We start from the raw sequence: 12314 nt of genomic DNA, 5'->3' as shown, positions 1-12314 counted from the left end.
CTATTGAGTTCTCAAACATCATCCGCACACCACAACAAAAATTAACCAAACGTTAACCCTCTTGCGGCGGCCCGAACAACATTACCCAACAAGCTCAACCAAAGTCAAACCCGCCGAACAACCATTGCCCGAACATCTACCACCAGTTAACCTCCCGGCTACCTCGCGGCGACCTCGATAAATATACGCACACCCCCAACAAACAACAAATCCCCAGGCAGATGCACTTTTTGGCACTCTTCCTGGGGCGGTTTCCTGGCTGTCGGGCAGTCCACCTGAATGTTAATAGCTAGTGGTAACAGGCCAACAGCCCATCCGGGCCATCGATAACAGTGATGGGTGTTTCGAAGATGGGCGTAAGGATCTCATCGCGCATTATCTCCTCTGGACTGCCGAAAGAAACGATGCGTCCATCCTTGGCCGCACAAATATAGTCGGCATAACGAGCAGCAAAGTTGATGTCATGGAGGACGATGATGATCGTCCGGCCAAATTCCTTGGCGGCCTTCCGCAAATGCTTCATCATCTCCACGGAGTGCGAGATGTCCAGATTGTTGAGGGGCTCGTCGAGAAGCACGTAGTCCGTCTCTTGGCAGAGCACCATCGCCACATATGCGCGCTGGCGCTGCCCACCGGATAGCTCGTCGAGATAGCGGTTCTCCAATTCACGCAAATGGAAGAAGTCGATGTAGCGCGAGACTATCTCTTCATCTTCCACGGTCAGGCGCCCCTTCGAGTAAGGGAAACGGCCGAAGCTCACCAGCTGGCGTACGGTCAGCTTGGTAATGAAGTGATTCTCCTGGCGCAGGATGGAGAGAATCTTCGCCAAGTCCTGCGAATTCGTGGAGGACACGTCGTAACCGGCGACCTCGATGGTGCCCTCGTCGACGTCGAGAAGCCGGCCAATCATCGTCAGCATCGTGGACTTGCCCGCACCATTCGGCCCAATCAGCGCAGTGATACCACCGGAGGGGATCTCCAGATCGATGGGGCCAATGTTGGTCTCACCGGAGTAGGACTTGGAAACTTTGGAAAGTTTGATCACAGCTTGCCCTTTCGCAGAATGACCAGAAGGAAGACGCTGCCGCCCACTAGCTCGATAATGATGGAGACCACGCCCTGCGCATAGAAGACGTGCTGCATGAGGAAGTAAGCGCCAGTGAGAACAGCAAAGGCCGTGGCAATTGCCATTGGGAACAAAAAGCGGTGGTCATACGTCTCCGCTGCCTGGTAGGCCAAGGTTGCCACGAGGAAGCCAAGGAAGGTCATGGGTCCTACAAGCGCGGTGCTCGTCGCCATAAGAATGGAGACCAACATCAGCGTATAAATTGCATTGACCTTGTGGTTAACACCAAGGTTCGTCGCAGCATCGCGGCCCAGGGCTAGCACGTTGAGCTGGCGGGAATTCAGGTACATCAGCAGTGTCACCGCGAGAACCAACGGTATGGCGATGGGATAGTACTCGCTCTCCGCGTTGTTTACGGAACCAAAGAGCCGCGCGGTGAGCACGTCGAATTCACTGGGTGTCAGCATGCGCTGCATAAACGTCGAGAGCGATCCCAAGCCCCCACCGATAATGATGCCGACCAGCAACATCGCATGCATATTGTTGCGGCGGCTGGTCAGCAGCCAGGAGTACAGCACGAGGGATAGGGCCACCATGAGCACAAGCTGCACAAGGAAGGTACCCATGTTGCGGGCCTGAGTTAGGCCGGAGGCGCCAAGGAAAAAGATCGTCGCTGTATTAATTGCTACGTACAAGGACTCAAACCCCATGATGGAAGGAGTGAGAATCCGGTTGTTCGTCACCGTATGGAAAGCCACCGTAGCCACGGCCTGGCATACGGCGACGATCGCCATGGCCGTCACTGCATCAGCGCGGCGACGTGCAATCAGCCACCATTTGCGGGTGCCAAATTCCATGGGGTTGTCATAGGCCAAGAGCCCAAAGGCGAAGGCCAGACCGGCAATAATCAAGGCGGCGAGGATGATCCAGTATTTTCGTGCCGCAGCAGCAGACTGGAAGCTACCCACGTGTCGCCGGGCACGTGACGTTTGCACAGGTTTCTTCGTCGCAGGGGTAGAGATACTTACACTCACTTGGTCGACCTCACGATCAAGACGACGAATACGATAGCACCGACAACACCCAGGATGACTGATACGGGCATCTCAAACGGGGAGATAATAGTGCGGCCAATGAGGTCACACAAGGTCACCGTGGCAATGCCGAGCAGGCAGACCCACGGGAGGTTAGAGCGCAGGTCATCACCGCGCAACATGCTCACTACGTTGGGAACGATGAGCCCAAGGAACGGCAGGGAACCAACGACGACGGTGACTACACCCGTTGCCACCGCGATGAGCCCGGTTCCCAACAGGATCATCCGCTGGTAGTTCAACCCAATATTGGTGGCGATATCCTCACCCAGCCCAGCGACGGTGAGTTTGTCAGCATAGAAATACACAGCCACCAAAACCAGCAGCACGATCCACAGGACCTCGTATTGACCCTCATAGACAGAGGTAAAGGATCCCATGAACCAGATTCCGAGCTGCTGCAAGGTATCCGTGGCTAACGCCACGTAGGAGGATACGGCACTAACGACAGCGCCCAGCATGATGCCGATGATCGGCACAATGAGTGAGGAGCGCAGCGCTACGCGACGCAGAAACGCGAAGAAAACCATGGTTCCCACGAAGGCAAAGCAAACCGAAATAACCATCTTCACCAGCACGGATGAGTGCGGGAAAAGGATAAGAGAAAAGAGCAAGCCCAGTCCGGCCCACTCGGTGGTTCCCGTTGTCGTGGGTTCCACGAAGCGGTTTTGGGTCAGCAGCTGCATGACCAAACCGCTCATCGCCATCGCAGCGCCCGCCAAGACAAGCGCAACGGTGCGCGGCACGCGGGTGGTGAAGAACATGGACCAGCCGTCCTCATTATCGAGGATGCTGTACTCCCCCACCATGAGGGAAAGGAGGAGCAGTGCAATGACGCCGAGCACGCCGAGGCCTAGCTTCCAGGTCAGCACAGGTCCGCGGGAGTTACGCGGGCTGACAGCTGAGTGCTCTGCCGCAGCGCTGCTCTTCACCGTCACGGTTTAGTCTCCTCCTTGGCTGCCGAGAGAGTTGTTTAGGCGTTGGCCTTCTCGAAGGCGTCGGCAAGCGCGTTCAAGATCTCGGTGTAGGTAATGATGGACTCATCAATGTAGGTGTCATTCGGCGCCACGTAAACGTTGCCTTCCTTCACAGCGGTAACGTTCTTGAGCGCCGCGTTGTCCTTGACCAGCTTCTCGCCCGGCGTGACATCCTGGCCTTCCTTGGAGATAGCGGAATCACGGTCCATGACGAGGATCCAATCCGGGTTGGATTCGGCAATGGCCTCAACGGAGATATCGTCACCCTCGTGGTCATCGGAGGCGTTGGAGACCTCCAGGGCCGGGGTCAGGCCAAGCAGCTCAAAGACCGGGCCATACACGCGCCCGATACCGGGAGCGATGTAGCCGATTTCACCGCCGGAGGTGTTCACAGCCATGACCTTCTGCTCTGGGTTGTAGGCCTTCTTAGCGCGCTCAGCAGCGGCGTCGAAATCCTCGATGAGCTTCGCAGCATCCTCTTCGTGGCCGAAAACCTGGCCTAGGGCCTCAGTGTGGCGCTTGAGTTCGTCGAAAAAGTCTTCGTCATCGCGCGGCTCGAAGTCAAGCACCGGGACATCCTCGAGCAGCTTCTCAATGTCCTCTTGGTGCTGTTCGAAGCGCTGGCCGTTCCACACGACGTCCGGCTCTGCAGCTACCAGACCTTCAAGGTCCGGCTCCTTGTGGGAGCCCAGATCAACCTCGACCGTGTCCTTGTTGTAGGTGTCTCGCAGCGACTTCGGTACCAGCCTCAGCGGTGCAGCAGCAAGGTCAATATCCCACTGCGCCAGGATAGAGAAGGCGCGGTTATCCGTCACCGCGGGGTTCTCCACCGGGAGGGTGACTTCCTTCGAGCCGAAGTTATCCTCCAGGGTGATGGTGGAGGCGCCTGCCGCCGCGGATTCGGTCGGCTCAGCGGTCTCCTCAGACTGGCTGGAAGAGCAGCCGGTGAGAGCAAGCGCTGCGACCGAGAGAGTTGCGGCAACTTTGGCGGCGGTCGTGCGCGAGGCACGGCGAGAAAGGTTAAACATAGCTTCCTTGCATATTAGGTGTGGCTAACCACAGTTGGCAAATAAGGACAGCGCCTAACCTAACTCAAGTAAGGCTTACCCTTCAAGAACACTCATGTTTCCTAATTCATGACGGGGGTAGCAGACCTCCGCACGATAGCCCGTGACATGCCCTTTAGAATAAAATATTTACGCTTCGCCCTCCCCCTTTTCTGCAAGCAGATCGCTCACCGCCACAGGCCCTTGCCTATCGAAGTCCTCTTGCGCCGCCCGGCGGAACTCCTTATCCGCCAGAAAATCTAGCGCTACCTGCGCTAATCCCACAGCGGAGTCGACGGCCGCATCCACCGCTTGCGGAGTAGCCGCCCACCGCGCAAAGTCCTCCGTGTGCAGGGCCACGTCGGTTGGCGATACCTTCACCATTGGATGCAGGCCGGGCACGAGATGAGAGACATTGCCAAAGTCAGTCGAGGCGGCCACTGTATCCGGCACCGTCCCAGCGGGCAGCGCGGTGCGTCCGCGGCGCGCCTGCGTGGCCGACCACCGATCCACCAGCGCCGCATTATTGCGCACGGGCAGGGTCATCGGGTGCTCATCCCAGTCGACTTCCACCTCGATACCTGCCATGAGTGCCGCGCCCCGGACGATGTCTTCCACCCTGGCGGACAGATCCATGAGTGTGCGCGTTCCTAACGAGCGCACGTAAATGGTCATTTCCGCCTCGCTCGGAATGATCGAAGGGCGATCGCCACCACTCATGATAGCGTGCACGCGATCCGATGGCGGCATTTGCTGGCGCATAAGCCCAATCCCCTGGTAGGCCAGGCTCGCAGCGTCAAGGGCGTTGCGCCCCATGAAAGGCTGGGAGCTGGCATGAGCGGCTACGCCGCGAAAACGAACGCGCAGAATGCGGCGGCCCACCCAGGCATGCGCACCGATGTCATAGCCAAAGCCATGGATCATCACCGCGGCATCGACCCCTTCGAGGCTGCCGCCGCGGATCATGTATTCCTTGCCGGAATGCCCCTCCTCCGCTGGGGTCCCCTGGAGGAGGATGCGACCGGACATAGGAGGGGCGGCGTCCAGCACGGCAGTAGCCGCCAAGAATCCAGTAACGCCCGCTGCGGCGATGACGTTATGCCCGCACGCGTGCCCAATCTGAGGCAGGGCATCGTATTCCGCCAGGATGGCCACAGTGGGATGCCGTTCAGGGTCGAAATCTGCACTCTGCCAGGAAGCTTCGAACGTGGTCTCCACGCCGTAGACCCCGCGGCACGTGGAGAAGCCATGCTCTTCAACGATGTCCGCGAGCACCGCCATGGAACGATGTTCTTCGAAGGCCGTTTCAGGGTGAGCGTGCAGGTCCGCGACGATGTGCGCGGCCTTCTCCCGCAAGGCCTCAGCCCGCGCGGCCGCCGCTTCCCAGAGCTTCGCCTGGCCCGGGTAGTCCTCACCCTGTTTTTCCGGTGGTGCTGCAGACGCCACGCGCTTGGCGACCCCCTCCTCCATCGCTTCCAAATACGCTGTCGATGGATTGTTGCGTTGATTCATGCGCTTAACCAATCATGACGTTGTTGCCCGGTCCCAACGGAAGATCTACGTAGAACCAGATGGCCAGCAGGATTGCCCAGGCGGTGAAGAACGGAATAACGAAGGGAACGAGGCGCGACATCAGCGTTCCTAGGCCTGCCTCGCGTTCATAGCGCTGGAGGAAACCCAGCATGACAATCATGTACGGGTTCAGCGGGGTGATGATCTGGGTTGCGGAATCACCAACGCGGAATGCGCCCTGAATAAACGCCGGCTCATAGCCCAGCAGGGCAAACATGGGCACGAAGACCGCGGCCATGAGCGTCCACATCGAGGATCCGGAAATAATCAGCAGGTTCAGGCAGGACGCCAGCGCGATGAAGGCGAAAATAGCTGGGAAACCGGTAAGTCCGATGGATTCGAGGAAGGCCGCGCCCTTCACTGCGGTGAAAGTGCCGATACCGGTCCAGGCGAAGAGCGCCACGAACTGGCCCAGGATGAAGGCCAAAATAAGAAAGCTCATCATATCTTTGAGAGCACCGATCATCATGTTCACAACATCGGTGATCCCCTTGACCGTGCCGACTACCTTGCCGTAGACCACGCCGAGCACCAAGAAGTAGGCGAACACGATGAAGACGATGGAATTCAGCAGCGGGGACTTGGGCAAGAAGCCGCCCTCTTCATTGCGCCACGGCGATTCCGGCAGAAGAACTGCGAAGAGAATGATGGCGGTGAGGATGACCGTGGCCACACCGGACCAGATGAGGCCCTTGGATTCGGCCGGGCGCAGCTCAGCGGTGAGCTCTTCGCCATTCTCGTCGCGGTCACCGCGCTCGGCGGCATCCTCAGGATCGATATCTTCCTCGGTGGGAACTTCCTGCTGCCACATGCGCGGCTCGATCACCTTGTCGATGATGAAGCCGGCCAGCACACCGAGCACGATGGAAGAAGCCACGTTAAAGTAGTAATTCGACATGGCGTTAACCGGAGCGAACTCAGTATTCGGCAGGGTCTCCATGACCGCGGTCGTAATACCGGCAAAGAGCGCGTCCAGGGAAGTTGGCACCAAGGCGGTGGAATAGCCCGCACCCACGGCGGCGAAGCCGCCGATCAGACCCGCCACCGGATGACGGCCCGCAGCCTTGAAGACCATGGCGGCCAGCGGCGGGACGATGACGAAGGCGGCATCCGCCATGACGGAGGCGGTCACGCCGATAACGCCGACGGCGTACGGAAGCAGCCACGGTTTCGCGGAACCGAAGAGCTTGCGAATCAACGCCGAGAGCATTCCGGAGCGCTCCGCCACGCCAACTGCCAGCATGATGGGCAGCACCGTTACCAGCGGTGGGAAGTTGATGTAGTTCTCACCCATTGTCGTGGTGAACCACGTCAGCCCCTCACCGGTGAACAAACCTTTGACCGGCTGGATCTCATCCGATCCGGGCACCTTAATCTCGACGCCCATCTTCGCCATAATGGTGGAGAGAACGCCGGTAATGAGGAAAAGAATCAGGAAGATGGTGAAGGGCTCCGGCAGCTTGTTGCCGATGTACTCGACTCCATTGAGGAACTTATCCAGCATTCCCCCACTGGACTGTTGGCTCGATTTTTGCTCAGCCTTGGCGGGATTTGCTTTCGACTTCTCCGTGGTACCAGCGCCGCCTTGTGGCACTGCATTGGATGGGCTGTTCATGGGTACTCCTGTCGTAGGGGTCAGTCCCAGTGCTCCACGTCACACTGTTGGGGAAAGGCTACCACGGGAATGTAACTTGGGTAACAAATATTTTCCTTCTTCGGCAGATTTTGTACGGCCAGAGCTACTCCGACTCCGCTTTCTCGCCGCCCGCTCACCTCCGCAACCTACAGGCTCTCCCTAACTACGCCCACGGCAAATAGTGGCCAAAAATCGCCAGTTTTTAGCTCCTTATCTACCGTGAGCGTCACCAGATTGCCCGAACGTTACGTCCCCACGCTCAGCTTCGTCGCCGCTCGACTACACCAGCCCGTTTATCCGCGCGAAAGGATCCCATCCACTGTCGCGGTGTGGCTCATATTCCGCAAAGTTGGCAGCGTCGACGGCAGCACTGTCTGGTACGAGGTGCGCAATGAGCGCGACAGTCATATCCATCCCCGCCGCAACACCTGAGGAGGTCCATCGATTACGGTCGTGCACCCACCGCGCCTCCGGCTGCCAGGACACATCGCCCCCGAAGGACGTGGCCCAGCTATAGGCACGCTTATTGCTCGTCGCGGTGTAGCCCTCCAAGAGCCCGGCCGCCGCCAGGACCGCAGAACCCGTACACACGGAGGCAACCACCGGCGCTTGCGCACCCACCTCACGAAGCCACGACAGAAAAGATTCGTCTTCCACGAGCTTCCGAGTTCCCTTTCCACCCGGGACGAGAAGGGCGTCGGCCGGCTCAATCTGCCCATAAGAGATTGTCGGCACCACTTCCACGCCCTGCGAGCTAGCAACTGGCCCACTATCCGGTCCTGCGAAAACAACGGCGACATCAGGCACCGCTTGAAGCAGCTGGACGGGCCCGAAGACGTCGAGAAGCTCGAAGCCCTCAAACAAGACGACCGTGATGCGGAGAGATTCGGTATCCATGCGGCCATCCTAAAGCAGGCTGCAACGACACCGATATTGAACTACCTCCCCCGAGCATCCGTGAGCACACGTAATTGAAGCAAAACCGGATACAAATGGCCCACAACCCCGACAACAAGAAGAACTGTAGCCGCTAACAATCCGTCTGCCGCAGCGCACCATCCAGCGCTACATATATGGAGCAACAATCCCCACGCATGACCGGCTGCCGACGCTCGCATGGGACGAAGAGGGGTCGCCCCTTCACACTTGGCAGACTCTTCTCTGCGCATCGCTAAAATCATGCCGTTCCATCCGATTCGCGTGAGCACAGCATTGAATCGCTCGACACCCCACCGACGGCTAGCAACGCGAGAAAATGACATCCGCCGCCACAGCGAAACCGGAATATGGCGCTCCAGAGAATCCCCAACAAAGGGAGCGAGCCCGAACCCCAAGAGAATAGCTGCAACTACGAACCCCACGGCATTCGCACCAGTTTCATTCGCCACAACATTCAGCCCTAGCACGGCTGTGATAGTCCCAGCGAAAGCGATCACTTCTACCCCCTTTAAAGGAACTCAAGAAAGCCTGCTAGCGGTTTCACGCTTCTTTCTCTATTCAGAACCCCCTGGCGCTTCCCGTCAGACAGCTGTTACCCAAGCTTAGCCGCCAAAACGGTCTCGATGCAGCATTCCCCTCGGTGAACACTCATGCTATTTGTGGAGCCGTCGGGGCTTGATTGGGGGCTTTTGTGGGACTGGTGTGGGACACGGGTGGCCCTACCTGCACGCACCGGACATGCGCCATTACTGCAGGCCAGGGATACAAAACGAGAAGAAGCCCCAGCTAGAACGTTATCTAGCTGGGGCTTTCCGGTGGAGCCGCCGGGGACTGAACCCCCACACCACAACACAGCAGGTCACAGGCGCAATTCAAGAAATAAGGACGGGAGAATTCCCTAATCCTTCCCTAATAGCACCAGGAAAGGCAACCATGACCACCCCACAAACCACCACCAACCCGGCACGCCGGAGTACCGGCACGCCACGCTTGCGGCACCTCATTCACCACATCGAACCACACGGAGTAATCCACACTCTATGCGGCCAACGCCTCTACAAGAATAAGGGTGCCACCACCGGGGCGTCGTAGGCTTCATCATCCACATCGGCCACGCCAAGCACCCCGTGGTCACCCCGGAGTTCTTTACTAACGGCCGCTATGTGTGGACCATCCTCATGGTCTTCTTCGTCTACTCCACCCAGATGGGCTTCATTTTCCTGCTGCCATTTGCCGCACATGACCTGCACGGCATGAACATCGATAAGGCCTCCCTGCTGATGATCCCGGGCTATATTTGCGCCATCCTCATTGGTATTTTCTCCGGCGAGATCGGTGGCGTTTTGTCCTCTCGCGCCACCATCTACACCGCTTTCGCCCTTGTCGCCGGCGCGCTGGTGGCGGCCGCGCTCTTCGTGCAGCTTCACGTCGCCGTACTCATCCTGGCCATCGTGGCCTTTGCCTCCGGCTTTGCGCTGATGTACGCCCCGCTGGTCAATACCGCACTGCGCAATATCACCGCCACCAAGTCCGGCATCGCGATTGGCTTTTATAACCTGACCATCAATATCGCCATCCCACTGGGCATTGCCTATACGGCAAAGCTGCAGGACCTCACCAGCTATAACACCGTGCTGTGGATCCTCGCGGCAGTCGCCGCCATCGGTATTGCCCTGTACGTCGTCTCTGACCTCAAGATGGCCCGTTCCGAATCCCGCCTAACCCGCTCAGGAGAACAATTATGACTTCCCGCACCGACGTTGCTTCCATCATCGACCACACCCTGCTCAAGCCGGAGGCCACCCCGGAGCAGTTCCGCGCCTTGGTCAATGAGGCGGCCGAGCTGGGCACCTACTCCGTCTGCGTTTCCCCGTCCGCCCTGCCCATCGAGGTTCCAGAATCCATGCACATCGCCACCGTCGTGGGCTTTCCCTCCGGTGCCGTAAAGCCGGAGATTAAGGCCGCTGAGGCAGCCCGCGCGGTTGCTGATGGCGCCGAAGAGGTGGACATGGTCATCAATATCCCCCTGGCCATCGAGGGCCGCGCCGAGGATCTGCAGGCCGAAATCCAGGCCGTGCGCGATGCCATCCCTGGCAAGGTGCTCAAGGTCATCATCGAGTCTGCCGCGCTTTCCGACGACGCCATTGTCCTCGCCTGCAAGGCCGCCGCAGCCGCCCAGGCGGACTTTGTCAAGACTTCCACCGGTTTCCACCCCGCCGGCGGTGCGTCCACCCACGCGGTCACGCTCATGCGCGAGACCGTAGGCGACGCTCTCGGCGTTAAGGCATCCGGCGGCATCCGCAGCGGCAAGGATGCACTGGCAATGATCGAAGCCGGCGCTACCCGCCTGGGGCTGTCTTCCTCCGCCAAGATCCTCGAGGAGCTTTAAGCCATGCCCGCACACACGAACTTCGATGTCGACTACGCCCGCACCTGGGCCGAACACGATCCGGATGCGGACACCGCCCGCCAGGTACTGACGTGGATCGAGGAAGGCAATTCCGAAGAACTCGCCGCGACCTTCGCTGGCCCCTTGAACTTCGGTACCGCGGGCCTGCGCGCCGCCGTGGGGGCGGGCGAATCCCGTATGAACCGCGCCGTGGTCATCCGCACCACCTACGGGCTTATCACCTGGCTCAACCAGCAGGTCGATGCCCCGGTCGTCGTCATTGGCTGCGATGCCCGCCACGGTTCCGCGCAGTTCCAGCGCGATGCCGCCCAGGTCATCTCCGCCGCCGGCGGTAAGGCCCTGGTTCTGCCTGCACAGAACCCGACCCCACTGACGGCTTTTACGGTTCGCTCCTTGGGCGCAGATGCCGGCATTATGGTCACCGCCTCCCACAACCCTCCAGCCGATAACGGCTACAAGGTGTACTTGGGCGGCCGCATCGCCACCGGCCCAGGCGAGGGCGTGCAGCTTATTTCTCCGGCAGACTCCGAAATTGCCGCCGCTATCGCTGCGGCTCCCTATGCCGACGAGGTTGCGCTTTCTTCTGAGCGCATCGAGGACGTCGATACCCGCGAGGACTATCTCGACCGCGCCGCCCAGCTAGTCGGCGACAATACCGATATCACCATCGCGCTGACCGCCATGCACGGCGTGGGGGCCGAGCTCGGCAAGGAACTGCTTTCCCGCTGTGGCTTCCGCGTCTCGCTGGTGCCCGAGCAGGCCGAACCCGACCCTGACCTCCCTACGGTGTCCTTCCCCAACCCGGAAGAACCCGGCGCCTTAGACCTTGGAATCAAGCACGCTGAGGAGATCGATGCCGATATCCTTATCGCTTATGACCCAGATGCTGATCGCTGCGCCGCCGCCGTCCCCACGGCGGAAAACTCTTGGCGCCAACTAAGCGGCGACGAAACCGGTGCCCTCCTGGGCGATTACCTTGCTCGCCGCGGCGCTACCGGTAACTTCGCCAATTCCCTGGTCTCCTCCCGCCTGCTCGGGCGCATCGCCGCGCACTACGGTCTCGGCCATAAGGAAACGCTTACCGGTTTCAAATGGATCGCCCGCACCCCAGAGCTATCCTTCGGCTATGAAGAGGCCATTGGCTTTTGCCCCGATCCCGCCGCGGTCAGCGACAAAGACGGCATTTCTACTTCCGTCGTACTTGCCAGCCTTGCCGCTGAATGCAAGGCCGCTGGAACTAGCTTGCTAGGCCGCTTGGAAGAAATCTACGCCACGGTTGGCGCCCTGCACACGCAGCCGTTGACCTTCCGCGTAGAAGACTTGAGCCTCATTGCTCAAGCAATGGAGAAGGTCTCCGCGAACCCACCGACCGAGCTTGCTGGCTCCCCTATAACCAAGGTGGAAAAGTTCGCCCAAGGCTCGAAGTTCTTCACCGACAACGATGACCGCGTCATCGTCCGCCCCTCCGGCACTGAGCCCAAGCTCAAGTGCTACCTCGAGTCTCCCGACGCCGATCGCCTCGATGCCATCGCCGCCGATCTGCGCGAGTACTTCGGGCTCTAAGCCGCCACGCT

Annotated in this window: 10 protein-coding genes and 1 pseudogene; 4 read left to right on the top strand and 7 right to left on the bottom strand. The window is 59.4% G+C overall.

Annotated features, from left to right (window positions below; translation table 11 throughout):
• Positions 1-289 precede the first annotated feature (289 nt).
• The 7 genes from HMPREF2896_RS01815 to HMPREF2896_RS01785 form a co-directional block, all read right to left on the bottom strand.
• Positions 290-1045, bottom strand: coding sequence for an iron ABC transporter ATP-binding protein (locus tag HMPREF2896_RS01815; protein WP_070717248.1), 756 nt, complete (start codon positions 1043-1045; stop codon positions 290-292).
• Positions 1042-2061, bottom strand: coding sequence for an iron chelate uptake ABC transporter family permease subunit (locus HMPREF2896_RS01810; protein ID WP_070717244.1), 1020 nt, complete (start codon positions 2059-2061; stop codon positions 1042-1044). Before HMPREF2896_RS01810 ends, HMPREF2896_RS01815 begins: the two co-directional genes overlap by 4 nt.
• 35 nt (positions 2062-2096) lie before the next feature.
• Positions 2097-3092 carry an ABC transporter permease gene (locus tag HMPREF2896_RS01805; protein WP_371325763.1) on the bottom strand — a complete coding sequence of 332 codons (996 nt, stop codon included), beginning with the start codon at positions 3090-3092 and terminating at the stop codon, positions 2097-2099.
• A gap of 41 nt (positions 3093-3133) precedes the next feature.
• On the bottom strand, positions 3134-4165 hold the full coding sequence (locus HMPREF2896_RS01800) for a siderophore ABC transporter substrate-binding protein (protein ID WP_070444168.1): 1032 nt from the start codon (positions 4163-4165) through the stop codon (positions 3134-3136).
• 168 nt (positions 4166-4333) lie between these two features.
• The gene (locus HMPREF2896_RS01795) at positions 4334-5695 is read right to left on the bottom strand and encodes a M20 family metallopeptidase (protein ID WP_070717241.1); all 1362 of its coding nucleotides are present in this window, start codon (positions 5693-5695) and stop codon (positions 4334-4336) included.
• Between the two features lie 4 nt (positions 5696-5699).
• Complete coding sequence (locus HMPREF2896_RS01790) at positions 5700-7370, bottom strand: AbgT family transporter (RefSeq protein WP_070717238.1); 1671 nt, start codon at positions 7368-7370, stop codon at positions 5700-5702.
• 300 nt (positions 7371-7670) lie between these two features.
• Positions 7671-8288 carry a DJ-1/PfpI family protein gene (locus tag HMPREF2896_RS01785; protein ID WP_070717235.1) on the bottom strand — a complete coding sequence of 206 codons (618 nt, stop codon included), beginning with the start codon at positions 8286-8288 and terminating at the stop codon, positions 7671-7673.
• Positions 8289-9263: 975 nt separating this feature from the next.
• On the opposite strand from HMPREF2896_RS01785, the gene HMPREF2896_RS12780 reads away from it, so the two are divergent.
• The 4 genes and pseudogenes from HMPREF2896_RS12780 (at position 9264) to HMPREF2896_RS01770 (ending at position 12303) form a co-directional block, all read left to right on the top strand.
• Positions 9264-9422 (top strand): hypothetical protein, encoded by a 159-nt coding sequence (locus HMPREF2896_RS12780; protein ID WP_158010535.1) that lies wholly within the window; start codon positions 9264-9266, stop codon positions 9420-9422.
• Positions 9413-10075, top strand: a pseudogene (locus tag HMPREF2896_RS01780) (MFS transporter); the annotation flags it as partial. The gene HMPREF2896_RS12780 and the pseudogene HMPREF2896_RS01780, both read left to right, overlap by 10 nt.
• The gene (gene deoC / locus HMPREF2896_RS01775) at positions 10072-10719 is read left to right on the top strand and encodes a deoxyribose-phosphate aldolase (RefSeq protein WP_070512024.1); all 648 of its coding nucleotides are present in this window, start codon (positions 10072-10074) and stop codon (positions 10717-10719) included. The pseudogene HMPREF2896_RS01780 and the gene deoC, both read left to right, overlap by 4 nt.
• A gap of 3 nt (positions 10720-10722) precedes the next feature.
• On the top strand, positions 10723-12303 hold the full coding sequence (locus tag HMPREF2896_RS01770) for a phospho-sugar mutase (protein ID WP_070717233.1): 1581 nt from the start codon (positions 10723-10725) through the stop codon (positions 12301-12303).
• Positions 12304-12314 lie beyond the last annotated feature (11 nt).

The sequence above is a fragment of the Corynebacterium sp. HMSC069E04 genome (assembly GCF_001813175.1).
GTDB classification, from domain to species: domain Bacteria; phylum Actinomycetota; class Actinomycetes; order Mycobacteriales; family Mycobacteriaceae; genus Corynebacterium; species Corynebacterium aurimucosum.
This window is presented reverse-complemented; position numbering and strand designations above follow the sequence as displayed.